General features: G+C 48.2%; 16 protein-coding genes. 3 read left to right on the forward strand and 13 right to left on the reverse strand.

The window, feature by feature from the left end; genetic code table 11:
• Positions 1 to 134: 134 nt before the first annotated feature.
• The 6 genes from rpoH to ACTHSQ_RS10765 all read right to left on the reverse strand — a co-directional run bounded on the left by rpoH (position 135) and on the right by ACTHSQ_RS10765 (position 8,505).
• Positions 135 to 998 (reverse strand): RNA polymerase sigma factor RpoH, encoded by an 864-nt coding sequence (rpoH, locus tag ACTHSQ_RS10740; RefSeq protein WP_003683035.1) that lies wholly within the window; start codon positions 996 to 998, stop codon positions 135 to 137.
• A gap of 279 nt (positions 999 to 1,277) precedes the next feature.
• Positions 1,278 to 2,825 (reverse strand): apolipoprotein N-acyltransferase, encoded by a 1,548-nt coding sequence (lnt, locus tag ACTHSQ_RS10745; RefSeq protein ID WP_440371967.1) that lies wholly within the window; start codon positions 2,823 to 2,825, stop codon positions 1,278 to 1,280.
• Between the two features lie 55 nt (positions 2,826 to 2,880).
• On the reverse strand, positions 2,881 to 3,747 hold the full coding sequence (locus ACTHSQ_RS10750) for a DUF808 domain-containing protein (RefSeq protein ID WP_440371968.1): 867 nt from the start codon (positions 3,745 to 3,747) through the stop codon (positions 2,881 to 2,883).
• Positions 3,748 to 3,858: 111 nt separating this feature from the next.
• Complete coding sequence (locus ACTHSQ_RS10755; RefSeq protein ID WP_440371969.1) at positions 3,859 to 5,241, reverse strand: TolC family protein; 1,383 nt, start codon at positions 5,239 to 5,241, stop codon at positions 3,859 to 3,861.
• Positions 5,242 to 5,304: 63 nt separating this feature from the next.
• Complete coding sequence (locus tag ACTHSQ_RS10760) at positions 5,305 to 7,242, reverse strand: MacB family efflux pump subunit (RefSeq protein ID WP_003683017.1); 1,938 nt, start codon at positions 7,240 to 7,242, stop codon at positions 5,305 to 5,307.
• An 81-nt stretch (positions 7,243 to 7,323) separates the two neighbouring features.
• Positions 7,324 to 8,505 carry an efflux RND transporter periplasmic adaptor subunit gene (locus tag ACTHSQ_RS10765; RefSeq protein WP_440371970.1) on the reverse strand — a complete coding sequence of 394 codons (1,182 nt, stop codon included), beginning with the start codon at positions 8,503 to 8,505 and terminating at the stop codon, positions 7,324 to 7,326.
• Positions 8,506 to 8,793: 288 nt separating this feature from the next.
• Here ACTHSQ_RS10765 and ACTHSQ_RS10770 point away from each other — a divergent pair, with 288 nt between their 5' ends.
• A complete protein-coding gene (locus tag ACTHSQ_RS10770; protein ID WP_308186484.1) occupies positions 8,794 to 9,216 on the forward strand; it encodes a type IV pilin protein in 423 nt (140 codons plus the stop codon).
• 117 nt (positions 9,217 to 9,333) lie between these two features.
• Here ACTHSQ_RS10770 and nusB read toward each other — a convergent pair whose 3' ends face one another.
• The 3 genes from nusB to ACTHSQ_RS10785 form a co-directional block, all read right to left on the reverse strand.
• Positions 9,334 to 9,762: a transcription antitermination factor NusB gene (nusB, locus tag ACTHSQ_RS10775; RefSeq protein WP_003679347.1), complete on the reverse strand. Its 429-nt coding sequence runs from the start codon at positions 9,760 to 9,762 to the stop codon at positions 9,334 to 9,336.
• Positions 9,763 to 9,883: 121 nt separating this feature from the next.
• Entirely contained in the window at positions 9,884 to 10,363 is a 480-nt protein-coding gene (gene ribH, locus ACTHSQ_RS10780) for a 6,7-dimethyl-8-ribityllumazine synthase (RefSeq protein WP_440371971.1), read from the reverse strand.
• A gap of 93 nt (positions 10,364 to 10,456) precedes the next feature.
• Positions 10,457 to 10,780, reverse strand: coding sequence for a DUF2185 domain-containing protein (locus ACTHSQ_RS10785; protein ID WP_440371977.1), 324 nt, complete (start codon positions 10,778 to 10,780; stop codon positions 10,457 to 10,459).
• A 253-nt stretch (positions 10,781 to 11,033) separates the two neighbouring features.
• On the opposite strand from ACTHSQ_RS10785, the gene rnc reads away from it, so the two are divergent.
• Together rnc and era are read left to right on the forward strand one after the other, a co-directional pair.
• Positions 11,034 to 11,753, forward strand: a complete 720-nt coding sequence (gene rnc, locus ACTHSQ_RS10790; RefSeq protein WP_440371972.1) for a ribonuclease III — start codon at positions 11,034 to 11,036, stop codon at positions 11,751 to 11,753.
• 64 nt (positions 11,754 to 11,817) lie between these two features.
• A complete protein-coding gene (gene era / locus ACTHSQ_RS10795) occupies positions 11,818 to 12,747 on the forward strand; it encodes a GTPase Era (RefSeq protein WP_308888428.1) in 930 nt (309 codons plus the stop codon).
• Positions 12,748 to 12,803: 56 nt separating this feature from the next.
• Here the strand turns inward: era and coaBC are convergent, their stop codons facing one another.
• The 4 genes from coaBC to ACTHSQ_RS10815 all read right to left on the reverse strand — a co-directional run.
• Positions 12,804 to 13,982 carry a bifunctional phosphopantothenoylcysteine decarboxylase/phosphopantothenate--cysteine ligase CoaBC gene (gene coaBC, locus ACTHSQ_RS10800; RefSeq protein ID WP_440371973.1) on the reverse strand — a complete coding sequence of 393 codons (1,179 nt, stop codon included), beginning with the start codon at positions 13,980 to 13,982 and terminating at the stop codon, positions 12,804 to 12,806.
• A 44-nt stretch (positions 13,983 to 14,026) separates the two neighbouring features.
• A complete protein-coding gene (locus ACTHSQ_RS10805) occupies positions 14,027 to 15,088 on the reverse strand; it encodes a tetratricopeptide repeat protein (protein WP_440371974.1) in 1,062 nt (353 codons plus the stop codon).
• Positions 15,085 to 15,255 (reverse strand): hypothetical protein, encoded by a 171-nt coding sequence (locus ACTHSQ_RS10810; RefSeq protein ID WP_440371975.1) that lies wholly within the window; start codon positions 15,253 to 15,255, stop codon positions 15,085 to 15,087. The genes ACTHSQ_RS10805 and ACTHSQ_RS10810 overlap by 4 nt, the downstream gene beginning before the upstream one ends.
• A 138-nt stretch (positions 15,256 to 15,393) precedes the next feature.
• The coding region (locus ACTHSQ_RS10815; RefSeq protein ID WP_440371976.1) for a hypothetical protein at positions 15,394 to 15,592 on the reverse strand (199 nt) is incomplete at its 5' end.

A 15,592-nucleotide genomic window follows, 5' to 3' on the forward strand; every position in this document is an offset into this window, starting at 1 on the left:
GTGGAGTACGGCTTGGTATTTGAAGTGTAATGTATATTTGCTCATAAAAAAACTGCACCTTGTGAGTTGGAGGGGGGTGTCCAACTTTTGGGGTGCAGTTCAAAGATTCAGACGGCCTTTTTCTAATGAAAGGCTTAAACGGCTTCAGCTTCTTCTGCCAAGAAACCGCGCAGTTTTTGCATGGCTTTGGCTTCGATTTGGCGGATGCGTTCGGCAGATACGCCGTATTCGGCAGCCAATTCGTGCAGGGTCAAACCGCCATCGTCTTGCAACCAGCGGCTTTCAACGATACGGCGGCTGCGGTCGTCCAGTTGCGCCAAGGCGTTTTGCAGGCCTTCGGTTTGCAGGGCGTAGTGGGCTTGTTTGGACAACTGACGGCTAGGCTCTGCATCGTGATCGGCCAACCAGTCGATAGGGGCGAAGTTGTCCTCATCATCGTTGTTTTCTGCCATGATGCCGATGTCGTGACCGGTCATGCGTTGCTCCATTTCCAAGACTTCGGACAATTTGACGCCCAAATCATTGGCGATTTCTTGCGCTTCTTTTGGAGACAAAGCATTCAAGTTTTTACGCATGCTGCGCAGATTGAAGAACAGTTTGCGTTGCGGTTTGGTGGTGGCAACGCGGACCAAACGCCAGTTGCGCAAAATGAATTCGTGGATTTCGGCTTTAATCCAATGCACGGCAAACGAAAACAGACGCGCACCGCGACTTGGTTCGTAGCGTTTGACGGCTTTCATCAGGCCGATATTGCCTTCTTGAATCAGGTCGGCTTGGTTGAGGCCGTAGCCGTCGTAGCCGCGTGCAATGGATACGACGACGCGAAGATGCGACAGGATAAGCTGTTTGGCAGCGTTGAGATCGCCTTTTTGTTGACGTTCCGCCAGTTGTGTTTCTTCTTCAGCGGTAAGCATGGGAATGCTATTGACAGTATGAATGTATTGCTCGAGGCTACCGTTGCCGCTGTGGATAACGGGTAATGCAAAAGCTTTATTCATGAAGGGTGCTTTCCTTGATTGGGCCGTCTGAAGACGGCTTTTTGTTTATTGTGTGACAAGCAGTATAACACTGCCTGTGGTTTGTTTTGTTATGGGTTGGATTTTTTCTGTAAATTAACGATAGATTCAATAGTTTTTACTGCTTGAATCGCAAGGGTTGATTGTCTTAGAAAATTTGAGTGATTTGCTAGGTTTTGGCTAAGTATATTACAAACATTTCTGTATGTAAATAGTTTTGGTGATAAAAAAGACCTTGTATAACAAGGTCTTAAAAATTTTTTATTCTGGTTTTTTCCGGCCAATCAGGATAAGGAATACGCCGATAATGGCCAAAATGCTGATAAGCCATGTTGAGCCGCCTGCTTTCATATAAGGCGTTTCGCCGATATAGCCTTTGACGTGGCCTTCGAGGACGGTTTCCGTATTCGGTTGGGCTTCGGCAACAATCGTACCTTTAGGGGAAATAATGGCGGTCGCGCCGGTATTGGTGGCGCGAACCATGTAGCGACCCAGTTCCATTGCACGCGCTTGGGACTGTTGAAGCTGCTGATACATCGCATTGGATTTGCCGTACCACGCCATATTGCTGATGTTGGCAAGCAGGGTGGAGCGTTTCGCCGTTGCAATGAGTTCGTCGCCGAAACCGTCTTCATAGCAGATATTGAAGGCGACTTTTTGATCTTTCATCACCAAAGGCGCTTGGTTGTCGCCGCCTTTTTGAAAGTCGGCCAAAGGCATATCCATCATTTTATAGAGGCGCTCGGTAATGGCGGGCAATGGCTTATATTCGCCAAATGGAACGAGGTGGTTCTTGGCGTAGTAGGGGAGGGTATCGGAAGTGCTGTTGTGATAGCCGCTCAAATTGATGACTGCATTTTCGTAGCCGTTGCCGTCGGGCGTATATTGGCTGATGCCGATGGCTAATGCGCTGCCGTTGCTTTGCGCCTGTTCGGCGAATTGTTCCAAGATGCCTTCGGGCAGGTCTTGGCGCATCAGCGGCAGGGCGGTTTCAGGCAGGATGACGATGTCGGCACTGGTCTTGCTGATTTGTTCGTAGTATTTCTGAATGGTCGGAATAATTTGCTCTTCCTTCCATTTCAGATTTTGTTCGATATTGCCTTGAATCAGGGCAACCGTGCTGGTGCTGCCGTCGGGGCGAGTGTATTCGGTTTGTTGGGAAATGTAGCCGACGGAGCAGAGTGCAACGATAAGGAATAAGGGCAACAGGTGGTGTTTCAGACGGTCGTGGTTGTCAATCAGCAACACCAGCCATGCGCTGAGGAAAGCGGTTGCCAGCGTGACCATATGAATGCCGCCCAAAGGCGCGAAGCCTGCCAACGGGCTGTCTTTGATGATTTGGGAATAGCCGATTGCGCCCCAGCCGAATCCGGTCAGGAAACGTTCGCGGGCAAATTCTGCCAGCGTCCATAAAATCGGCAGCAGGAGGCCGGTTTTGGCCCAGCGCGACAGGTTGCATTTTCTCCACACCCAAAAACAGATGGCCGGATAAAGCGCAAGAAACGCCGGCAGCAGGAAGGTGAGGGGGATGGCGTATGAATCCGGCAAACCCGAAACGTCATGCAAGGCAGTGTGTATCCAATGAAATTGCGCCGTATAACCGATTAATCCGAACAGATAGGCAGTCATGACGGCAAAGCGCGGACGCAATTCGATCAGGCGTATCAGCGCGCCAAACAACAGCGGCATCAGCCAGAAATGATAATACGGGGCGAAAGTGAACGGTGTCGCTGCGGCAATCAAGATGACCAGCGGCCAGTAAAGCAGCGGATGTTGCCAATATTGTTCGAGTTTACGGAAAATATTCATGCTTTAAATGGTATTGAGGCCGTCTGAAAAGTTTTCAGACGGCAGGGAAACAAAATCAGTCTTTTTGAAACAATTTCATTGCAGGCAGGACGATTGCGCAAGCCAATGCACCGGCGGCTACTCCGACCACCAGGTTGGCGATATGTTCCATCATGCCGCTGTCCCAATGTTGCGCGTGGAGGAAATCGTGCAAAAAGCCAAGGTTGTGGGCGATCAGTCCGCCGCCGACCAAGAACATCGCCAGAGTGCCGACAATACTCAAGCCGCGCATAAACCAAGGCATAAATGAAATCAAACCGCGTCCGATACCTTGCACGGCAGCGCTTTTTGGGCGCATCAACATCATACCGAGGTCGTCAAGTTTGACGATGATGCCGACCAAACCATAGACCAACACTGTCATGCCGACACCGATGGCCGCCATCACCAAAGAACGCGTCATCAGGTCATATTTTTCAACAACGCCCAGCGCGATAATGATGATTTCGGCGGAGAGGATGAAATCTGTGCGGACCGCGCCTTTAACTTTTGTTTTTTCGTCTGTGACTTCAGGCTCGGCATCGTGTCCGTCTTCGTGTTCATTGCGGTGCAGAAATTTGTGCAACAGTTTTTCCACGCCTTCAAAACACAAATAAACACCGCCGATCATCAGCAAGGGCGTAATCAGTGCAGGCAGGAAAGCGGAAAGCAACAGCGCAAGCGGCACCAGAATCAGCTTGTTGACCAGAGAGCCTTTAGCCACTGCCCAAATAATCGGCAATTCGCGCTCGGCAGATACGCCGGTTACCTGATTGGCGTTGAGCGCCAAATCGTCACCGACCACGCCGGCGGTTTTTTTGGCGGCGACTTTGGTCATCATCGCTACATCATCCAAAACGGCGGTAATGTCGTCCAAAAGCGTAAAGAGAGAGGCGAAGGCCATAATGTTGTCCGGATAAAATCAAATAAACGCGCGATTATATATGAAAATTCAGTTGCTTGAATGGTTTCAGACGGCCGTTGACGGAAATTAACCAAAGGCCGTCTGAAAATGCTATTTCGGCGTATAACGTCCTGCCATGGCTTTATACACCATATTTTCGTATTTTAAGGCTTCATAGCGTTGGTTCAGCAGGTTTTGAGCCGAGCTGTATTCCGAATTCAAAGCCTCCAGCCAGTCTTTCAGTTCGTTTTTACCGTGTTGGTAGCGTACTTGATAGTAATGGCTGTTTTTCTTGTTCAACTGATAACGTTGTTCCTGATTGGCAAGGCTGGCCTGCGCGTTTTTGTAGGCAAGATAATTGGTGTTGACCTCGTTGAGCGCGGTGGTCAGGGCTTTTTCAAAATTCAGCTTGGCACTGTCCATCTCTGCTTGTACGGTTTTGTCTTTCCATTTCATGGTCTGCCAATTGAGGAAAGGCAGATTGATGGTGGCCGAGCCGCCCAACATGGGGATATTGAACGTACTTTTCGCTTTATCGGAAGACGTACTCAGACTTGCGCCCAAGGTAATCGACGGATACCAACTGCGTTTTTGCGCGTTGACCGATTGTTGCGACGCTTGCAGGCGGTATTCGGCAGCGCGCAGGTCGGGGCGGTTGGCCAAAACGGTAATCGGTACATCCAAGTTCACGCCTTTGACAGGCAGCAGGTGGAATTGTGCCGGATCGGCGGCCATGTTTTCAGACGGCCTTAAATTCAACAAATTACGCAAAACCTGTTTTTGCGTATCCAAATTGTTTTGCAAAGACAACAGGCTGTTTTCCGCACTCAGCAATGACTGTTTGGCTTGGGTCGGCTGGCTGGAGTCGGCCCGGCCGTAGCGGAACTTGGCATTCGCAATGCGGTTGATTTCCTGATATTGCTTCAGCGATTTTTTTGCCAACTCGATGGCTTCGTTCAGATAGGCGATATTGAAATACGCATCGGCGACATTATTAATCAAAGTCAGGCGTGTGTTGGCCATGTCTTCATGCGTAGCTTGGTATTCCCATACCTGCGCATCGGCAGTGGCACTGAGTTTGCGCCACAAATCTAATTCGTAGCTCAAACCAAGCTGGCTGCTGAAGGTATTGCCGTGGCTGCCGGTTTTCAGGTTTTTAGAAGCGTTCGCGCCCAACGAGCCGCTGAACGAAGGCACCAAATCCGCACCCAAAATATTGGCTTGGTACAAAGCTTTGTTGACGCTGATGGCCGCCTGTTTCAAATCGACATTGTTGGCCAGAGCCTGCTCCATCAGCGCGTTGAGCTGCGGGCTTTGGTAGATTTCCCACCAGTTACCGTTTACATCGTAGCGTTCGGCAGTTTCCGCCGCGCTCATGACTTGGCCGGTCGCTTCAAGAGTCAGGTTCGGATTGGCTTTAGGTGTGGCGCACGCACTTAGGGCAAGAGCAACAGCCAATGATAAGGCTGCTTGGGAAAAAGGTTTCGTCTTCATAAAAAATCTTTCGGGTAACAGCATTTCAGACGGCCCTAAGATAATAGGTCGTCTGAAACATAATCAATCCTGAGCCAGCGCATCAATCGGGTTGAGCTTGGAAGCCTTGTTAGCAGGCATAAAGCCGAACGCGACGCCGATGGCGGTGGAGCAGACAACTGCGCCGATGACGGAAGTCATGGAAATGCTCATCGGGAAGTCGGTGACAAAGTAGTTGAACACCAGGCTGATGCACGCAGACAGCAATACGCCGGACAAACCGCCGATGATACAGATTAAGACGGCCTCAATCAGAAACTGTTGTAAAATATTGTTGCGGCGTGCGCCGATTGCCATGCGGACGCCGATTTCTTTGGTGCGCTCGGTAACAGAGACCAGCATGATGTTCATCACGCCAATACCGCCGACCACCAAAGAGATGACCGCGATGGAAGAAATTAGCAGCGTCATGGTGCCGGTTGTGCTTTCAACCATTTCTTTGATGCTGTCGCTGTTGTTCATAAAGAAGTCTTCTGTACCGTGGCGTGCTTTCAGCAGTTCGGTCAGGCTTTTTTCGGCAACTTGCGTGTTGGCATCGTCTTTGATTTTGACAACGATGGAGTTGGTATGGCTCTCGCCGGTAATTTGGTGCATGACCGTTGTATACGGCGACCAAAGCATCAGCGAGTCGGAATTGCCGAACGAGTTGTCATCCTTTTTCATAATGCCGATAACGGTTAGCGGACGTTTTTTGAAAAGGATGGTTTTGCCTAAAGGATCAACGCCTTCGCCGAAGAGTTTGGTTTTGGTGTTTTGGTCGATAACGACGACTTGTGCATCGGTTTTTACATCGTCATCATCAAACAGACGGCCTTCTTCCAATTTCAAACCGCGCACGTCGAAATATTGTTCGCCTACGCCGTAAAGCGAGGCGGTCAGGTCGGTGTTGCGGTAGGTCAAGGTACCGCTGGAGTTGGTTTGAGGGGTGGCGGATGCGACGTAGCTTTGTTGGCTGATGGCTTTTGCGTCATTAATTGTCAGCGTTTTGATTCGTCCGCTGCGGCGGTCGCCAAAACCACGGCCGGGGAAGATGCTGATGGTGTTTGTGCCCATCGAGTTGATGTCTTCCAAGATTTTTTGCTGCGAGCCATTACCCAATGCCACTACCGATACCACCGAAGCGATACCGATGATAATCCCCAGCATGGTCAGCAGTGAACGCATTTTGTGCGCCATAATCGCCTGTACCGACATTTTGAATGCTTCCATAAATTGATCGTAATAAAACGACCAGGAAGCTTTTTCTTTAATCCGTTCTACTTTGCTTGGCGGGATATCGGGATTTTTAGACGTATCCGAAATAATCTGACCGTCGCGGATTTCGATGACGCGGTTTGCATTTGCCGCAATGCCCGGATCGTGGGTGACCATAATCACGGTATGCCCGTCTTCGTGCAGCTTATGGATGATTTCCATCACATTTTTACCGCTGGCGGTATCCAATGCGCCGGTCGGCTCGTCGGCAAAGATGATTTCGCCGCCGTTCATCAACGCGCGGGCAATCGAAACGCGTTGTTGCTGACCGCCGGAAAGTTCGCTGGGTTTGTTGCCTTCTTTATTTTGCAAACCCAAATCGCCCAACAGTTTTTCCGCACGTTCCGCGCGCTCTTTGCTGCCCATGCCCATATAGACGGCAGGCAGGGCAACGTTGTCTCGGGCGGTCAGCGAGCTTAACAGGTTGTAACGCTGGAAAATAAAGCCGAAACGCTCACGGCGCAAAGCCGCCAGCTCATCCGGCTGCATTTGCGATGTTTCGATGCCGTCGATTTGATAAGAGCCGGAAGTGGCGGTATCCAGACAGCCCAAGATATTCATCAGCGTCGATTTGCCTGAACCGGACTGGCCGATAATCGCCACAAAGTCGCCTTTCTCAATAGAAAGGCTGATATCTTTCAATACATGCACACGGTTTTCACCGCTACCAAAAAAACGGTTGATATTCTTACATTCGATTAAACTCATAATCTTTCCGGGCGAAAAATAGAAATACAGGAACTAAGGCCGTCTGAAACACAGCCAAATCTTTCAGACGGCCTTAATCAATCAGCGAGGAGGGCCGCCACCCATCATCGCGCGTTCGCTGCTCTTATTCTTTTCATCTGCGCTCATTTCAGAAATGATTACTTTTTCGCCTTCTTTCAAGCCGCTTTTGATTTCGGTATTCATGCTGTCTTTCAAGCCGACAGTCACTTCGCGTTCTACCGCTTTATTGTCTGCCCCCAAAATGCTGACATAGGATTTGCCGTTATGCTTTTTCACGGTCAGTGTCGGTACCAGTAAGACATTCTTCACGCCGTTGATTTCGATCGTGTTTTGAGTGGTCATACCGATAGAAAGTTTGCCTTCGGGATTTGGCACCAGTGCACGGGCATAGTAGTAAATCGCATTGGAAGTCGTGTCCGTGCTGCTGGTGTAGTTGCCCAAAGACATGGTGGTCAGGCCGGGGTCAACGCTGTCCAATTTCGCTTTAATCGGAGTGTCCGGCTCGGACAAAATGGTGAACGAAATATCCTGACCGGCTTTGACTTTCGTGATGTCGCCCTCGGCAATCTGCATTTTGTTTAACATGGTTTCCAAGTTGGCCAGTTGGATAATGGTCGGCGTAGATTGCGCCGCATTGACGGATTGGCCTTCTTCAACAGGAATGGCGACCACGGTGCCGTCCATGGTGGCGGTAATCCGTGTATGGCCCAGTTCGGATTCGGCCGTATTGATGGAGATTTTTGATTGTTTGATGGAGGCTTTCAGTTCGGCAACATTCGCTTTGGCTGCGGCTAAAGAGTCTTGTGCAGATTCCAAGTCTTCTTTGGAAGTTGCCTGTTCTTTCCATAAGGCAAGTTCGCGTTTATATTTTTTCTCTGCACTGGAAAGCGCGATTTCGGCAGAAACCAATTTTGCCTGATAGGTTTCCAGTTTGGATTTTTCGGTATTTAAGGTATTGATCTGATTGGTTGAGTCGATTTCCGCAATCAGATCGCCTTTTTTCACTTGTTGGCCCAGTTTCACATACAGTTTTTTAATCTGGCCTGAAGCCTCCGCGCCTACGGATACCAAATTGGAAGGCGAGATTTCGCCGGTTGCCGACACGGTTTGACGGATATCGCCGCGTTTGACCACTTCTGTAATAAAAGAAGACTGAGGCTCAGGCTTCATCAAAGACCAGCCGCCGAAAGCCGCTGCTACCACAACAGCCGTACCGGCCGCCCACTTGAAAACTTTAGACATATAAAAGGAACCAATTCAATAAAATAACGTCGCAGACAAGCAACAGATGTATTGATAGAAATAAAAAACAACTGGATTTTACTGTAAAGACCAAGTCAGACCAAGAGACGGTCGGCTCAAATTGAGGTTTAACTTATTGAAATAAAAAATAAAGGGCAGTAAACATTTTTCAGAACTTGCACCTCATTTACATAAATTCCCAAACTCCCACCGAATTTGAACATTTAAGCCGCAAGAAAACTACTATAATATCCACGTCTTATTCTAATTATTTACGACATAACTACAATGAAACACCAACAAGGCTTCACGCTTATCGAGCTGCTGATAGTCGTTGTGATTGCAGCCATTCTTGCTACCATCGCATATCCGTCTTATCAAAACTACATCCGCCAAACGCGCCTTGCCGCCGTCCGCACGCAGATGCTGCATAACGCCCAACAGCTCGAACGCTACTACACTCAAAAAAGTACATTTAAGGATTTTCCTCCTGAAAATTTACAGCAGAATCAATATTTCGATATTAGTTTTTCCAAAGATACGGCTTCTATGCCTAATCCTTCCGATTCAGGTTATATTTTGAAGGCAGAGCCTAACAAAGAAACTAACGCTAATGAAACCTGTACCGTTTATTACAACGACAGCGGTATCATCTGGGCAAGCAGTGACAAGCAAAACTGTCCCGGTTATGAAATGCCAAAATCAGAATAAATCGAAATATAAAAGGCCGTCTGAATTTCAGACGGCCTTTTTGATGGTTTGGCTGTATAAGGACATTAGCTTAAACAGGGCAAAGATCGGTAATCCCGACCTGATGCGAAGTCAATCTTAGCCTTTGCGGCGCGGTTCGTCAGGGCGGATGCGGGAAGCCAGTTGGTCGAGGATGCCGTTAACGAATTTATGGCCATCGGTGCCGCCGAAAGTTTTGGTGACTTCGATGGCTTCATTGATGATGACAGGGTAGGGGGTCTCAGGCATGGTGCTCAGCTCATGGCAGGCAACCAGCAAAACGGCGCGTTCGATAGGACTGAGGTCTTTTTCGTCGCGGTCGAGCAGGGGGCTGATTTTTTCCATGTATTCTGCGGCATGGGTTTGTGCGCCGAAAAACAGTTTATTGAACAGCTCTTCATCCATATTGGATGTTTGGGACAGTTCGTGGATGTTTTTGGCGATTTCGGGAGCGGCAGTTTTGTTGATGCCTGCTTGATAAATAGCTTGTACGGCAAGCTCGCGTGCGCGGCGGCGTGGGCTTTTCATGGGTATTCCTTGTGAAGAGAGCGCCGAGGGTTGTCGGCTGAATATTGAATGATTCAGACGGCCTCAATGTCATGATTGAGAGGCCGTCTGAAAATATGCGGTATTCAATACGGAGAGAAACTTATTCTTCGTCGTCTTCGTATTGTTCTGACAAAAGATGGTTGACCAAGTTGGCACATTCTACGGCAACTTTGGCGGCATCGGAGGCTTTTTCTTCGATACGCGCAATGGCTTGTTCGTCGTTTTCAGTCGTCAGGATGGCGTTGGCGATAGGGATATTGTAGTCAAGGGCAACGCGGCTGACACCTGCGCCGGACTCATTGGATACCAATTCAAAGTGGTAGGTTTCGCCACGAATGACAACGCCGATGGCAATCAGGGCATCGAATTGTTCGGATGAAGCGAGGTTCATCAGCGCGATAGGCACTTCAAGCGCGCCGGGAACGGTGGCAAGCGTGATGTTGTCTTCGGATACGCCCAATTCTTTTAAGGTGCGGCAGCAAATTTTGACCATTTCGCTGCCGATTTCGTTGGTGAAGCGGGCTTGAATGATGCCGATGCGCAGGTTGGTGCCATCGAGGCGTGGTTCGATAATGTTCATGATGATTCCTTCAATATTTGTGAAATAGGGATTCGGCTCGGTTTCAGACGGCCTTGTTATAAAGAAGGCCGTCTGAAACGAAATGGGGATGGATTATTCTTGCGGCTGCCAATCGGCAACGGCTTGGAACTCGCCGTCTTCGTTCAATTCCCACGCGCTGCCTTCTGCCTGAGTCAGCAGGGGCGCAATGTCGGGATTGTCTGCGGTAATGGCGGAGAGACTGACAATGCTGAAGTTGTCGGGATTGTCGGTATATTCGTCGGTTTCGTCGCCGCTGAAAATACGCCAGCCGCTGTCGTTTTCAAATACGGGGGCTTCGCGGTAGAGGAAGCCGACGGGTTCGCCTTGTTCGGCGACAGTGTTGGTAACGATGCAGCGGTCGAGCGCTACGGCCAATGCTTGGGCAAATTTGTTCATGGAGTTGACAAAGAGATGATTTGGCATAATTTTACACGATTCGCCGCTTTTCCGCACGGATGTGTGCAGGGGCGGTTTGATGGTACAATGTCGGCAAGTGCCGTCAGGTTTGAACATGACGGCTTTTGATTGTTTATCGGCTTGAGGGACGCAAGAAACAATGAGCCAAAATAAAAAAGTTGCCGGTGTAGCCTTTTTATTTTGTTTCACTGCGGATGAGGCGTGCTTTCCGGCTGTTTTTTGAAAGTATGGAATGAAACCTGATTTGCTCAAACAGCAGGCGCATCGAGCGATTCAAAAGCGTCTGGGCTATGAGTTCCGCAATATGGAGCTGCTTCAGCAGGCTTTGACCCACCGCAGCTACAATGCCAAACACAATGAGCGTTTTGAATTTGTCGGCGATTCGATTTTGAACTATTCCGTGGCGCGGATGTTGTTTGACGCTTTTCCGAAATTGTCGGAAGGCGAGTTGTCGCGGATGCGCGCGGCTTTGGTGAATGAAGGTGTATTGGCTGAAATCGCGTTGGAAATGAATGTCGGCGACGGTTTGTATTTGGGTGCCGGCGAGTTGAAGAGCGGCGGTTTCAGACGGCCTTCGATTTTGGCCGATGCGATGGAGGCGATGTTTGCGGCGGTCAGTTTTGACGCGGATTTTTCTGCGGCGGAAAAAGTGGTTCGCCATTTGTTTGCGGAACGCGTGAAACGTGCGGATTTGAATATCAGCAAGAAAGACAGTAAAACCGCTTTGCAGGAAGCCTTGCAGGCACGCCGCTTTGCCCTGCCGAAATACCGAATCGAAGAGCAGGCGGAGCAAACGGCTGATGCGATGTTTGTGATTTCCTGCGATTTGGGTGAACTTGGTTTCATCTGCAATGCACGCGGCAGCAGTCGGAAAGTAGCCGAGCAAAAAGCGGCATGTGAAGCCTTAGAATGGTTGGAACAGAAGTTTCCTTTGAAAAAATCTAAAAAATAATACTTCAGACGGCCTTTGAGAAAATGCAAAGGCCGTCTGAAACAATCAAGAAAGTCATATATAAATGGATATCGAAACCTTTTTGCAAAACGAGTCGCAACACCCGGCAGATTATCGTTGCGGCTTTGTAGCCATCGTGGGTCGTCCTAATGTCGGCAAATCCACGCTGATGAACCATTTAATCGGTCAGAAAATTAGTATTACCAGTAAAAAAGCACAAACCACGCGCAACCGTGTAACCGGTATTTACACCGACGACACGGCGCAATTTGTGTTTGTCGATACGCCGGGTTTTCAAACCAATCACCGCAATGCTTTGAATGACCGTCTTAATCAAAACGTAACCGAAGCGTTGAGCGGCGTGGACGTGGTGATTTTTGTGGTGGAAGCCATGCGCTTTACCGATGCCGACCGCGTGGTGCTGAAGCAGTTGCCTAAGCATACACCTGTGGTATTGGTGGTCAATAAAATCGATAAAGATAAAGCCAAAGACAAATTTGCGCTTGAGGCTTTTATCAATGAAGTACGCCAAGAGTTTGAATTTGCCGCCAGCGAGGCAGTCAGCGCGAAACATGGCCTGCGTATTGCCAATCTGTTGGAACTGCTCAAGCCTTATCTGCCGGAAAGTATCCCAATGTATCCGGAAGATATGGTGACGGACAAATCCAGCCGATTCCTGGCGATGGAAATTGTGCGCGAAAAATTGTTCCGCTATTTGGGCGAAGAGCTGCCGTATGCGATGAATGTTGAAGTGGAGCAGTTTGAGGAAGAGGAAAGCGGACTGTTCCGCATTTATATCGCGGTGTTGGTCGATAAAGACAGCCAAAAGGCGATTTTGATTGGCAAGGGTGGGGAGAAATTGAAGAAAATTTCTACTGAAGCACGTCTTGATATGGAAAAATTATTTGATACCAAAGTCTTTTTGAAGATTTGGGTGAAAGTAAAATCCGGTTGGGCAGACGATATTCGTTTTCTGCGCGAATTGGGTTTGTAATTTGATGTGTTTGAACAAAGGCCGTCTGAAAAACTTTCAGACGGCCTTTTGTTTGATTAAGTCAACAATTCAGCCAGGCGTTTGACGATTTCATCCGCTGCTTGGCGTTTGGATGTTTCCGGAAATGAAGTTTCGGCAAGGTCATCAATAATGGTGATTTGATTGGTTGGCTTACCCATGGAAACGGAAACTTGGTTGGCTACCAGCATCGGTACGTTTTTGCGCAAACGTTTTGCCCGTGCAAATTCCAAAACCTGATGGCTTTCGGCAGCAAAGCCAACGCAGAATGGTGGAGAAGGCAGGGCGGCAACGGATGCGAGAATATCTGGATTTTCCGTCAGTTCGATAACCGGGGGCTGATTACCGTTTTTCTTCAGTTTCTCGTTGCTGCTGTTTTTGACTTTATAGTCTGCAACGGCTGCAACGGAAATAAAGACATCCTGTTCATGGATATGGCGGTGAACTGCCTGATACATGGCTTCTGCGCTGACAGCTTGTTCGGAATGAGCCAAGCCTGCTGGCAAGGCCGTCTGAATTTGACCGTAAATCAGCGTGACTTTCGCTCCGGCAGCACGGCACGCGCGCGCTAAAGCCATGCCCATTTGTCCGCTGGAAATATTGGTAATGCCGCGGACAGGATCAATGGCTTCAAACGTTGCGCCGGCTGTAATCAGAACTTTTTTGCCACTCAGCAGCTTGGGTGTCCATAAATCTTCTAGCAAATCTGCCAGATCGACCGCTTCGACCATTCTACCTGTACCTGTTTCACCGCAAGCTTGTTCGCCACTGTTTGGGTAAAACACGGTAATGCCGTCTGAAACCAGTTGCTCAATATTGCGCAGGTTGGCAGGGTTGTTCCACATTTCGACATTCATTGCAGGTGCAACGGCCAAAGGACATTTTCTAGCTGCCACCAAGTTGGTCAGTAGATTATCAGCTAATCCGTTGGCAATTTTGGCAATCGTATTGGCAGTGGCTGGCGCAATAAGAAATGCGTCAGCTTCACGCGTCAGATTGATGTGCGCCATGCCATTATTGGAAGCACCTGAATAGGTATCCGATAAAACAGGGTTGCCAGTTAAAGCTTGGAAAGTCAGTGGGGAGACAAATTCTGTCGCAGAATCCGTCATCACTACTGATACAGAATGTCCTTGCTTTTTCAGCAGCCTGACCAGTTCACAAGATTTATACGCCGCAATACCGCCGGTAATGCCGAGGAGAATGTGTTTGCTCATAAATAACGAGTTCATTAAATGAGATATATAGGAATCAAATCAAATTATATTTGTTCGATGTTGATTCTGGCCAGTTTTGCTTTAATCGCATTACCATATCTCTTCGGCAAAAATGCTGAAACCGCTCCGTTTTTTACTTCAGTCACATAACTGCAGACTTTAAATTCAGGAACAACATTGAGCGAGTAGTCCGGATTGACCAAAGGCGAAGCACTGGAGTACAGCGTCCATTTTGCCAGGCTGCCGTCTTCACAATCAGTCGTTGCGTTAAAGCTGGTAACCCCTTCGCTGAAAGCGATTTGATAGTTAGGGTAAAACTCGCCGGGAATTTCGTGTGCATTACAGAAATCAAATAATCTGTCATGTGCGAACAGATTCTGACGGATATAGGCCCACAATTCTTTTTCTAGAAAATCTTGGTCGGCAAAATGTCTGGAAGGGTAGCCCTCGTCGACAAAGTTCTGAATCCTTTCCTGCATATCTGGGACTGCACCCGCTTTAGCGCCCCACATACCTGCAAGAATTAGGGCAGTATGCGAGCCTGAGTCGCGAATAGTGTGGAATAGGGTGCCACTTTTTATCCATTCGGATACGGCCGCTGCATCACGATAACAAATAATAGAGTCTGCATCACGGAAAATAACGTATTCAACCTCAGGATCATTAATGGCAAGAAAGCACCACATCGTACCCGGCCAGTTGTCCAATGGAGCGCCAACCTTAATCACTTCTGCTCCGTTATTTCTAAATCGTTGAATAGCTTCAGCCGATACAGAATCGTCGACATAAAAACGACATGTCCAACCGGGGAAAAGCACAGGTGCAAGCTGGGTATTTAAGACGGCAGGCTCAATATATTTGGAATTATTGCCAAATAAAGAAAAGGAGATAATCCGTTTGCCGTTTTTTGGAGCCGGTATCGGAATGATTTCATGCTCTAGGTCTGGAATAGCTTTATCTTTTAGGGCCAAAGCCTGATGACCGTAAAACCCGGTTTTTTCCCAATTATCTAGAGCGCCATAAGCGTGCGCAAGTAAATCCAAAGCAGGAATATAGGTACTATCCAGCTCTGGCGTTTTCATTTCAGCCTCAATGGCTTTTCTCATTTCAATTGCTTCAGATAGGCATAAGCAACTTTATGATGAAATTCTGCAGATTGCGGATTGAGAAGGCAAAGAATCTCGGCACGTTTTAGCGCTTCCTCGTAATTTTCCTCTTCGATAAAAGAGTGATATGCTTGTTCAAATTTTTGTTGAATCTTTTCGTTACTCATAATAGGGACTATTCTAGAATTTATGATTGTTTTATTGGAGAAAGTAGAGATTGTAAGAGTAGATGGGACTAAAGCGCCAGTAATATAGAGATATAGAGTGTTTGAATGTGGCAATTAAGAGTAAAGCCGCAGGGCTATTTATCTTAGGGTATCTGGTTCATCTATTGAACGATAAAATTCAATAAATTTTAAATTATTTAAATACAGATAGTTGTGAGAAATTTTTAATTTTTTTGAAATTGGGTGTTGACTGGTTTTGTTGGGAGGCGTATAGTTCGGTTCTTCGCTGCTGACGCGGTGAAGAAAACGAAGCAGACAGTATAACACAGTTGGTTGA

The sequence above is a fragment of the Neisseria sp. P0009.S008 genome, assembly GCF_051958615.1.
In the GTDB taxonomy this organism is placed as follows: Bacteria; Pseudomonadota; Gammaproteobacteria; order Burkholderiales; family Neisseriaceae; genus Neisseria; species Neisseria subflava.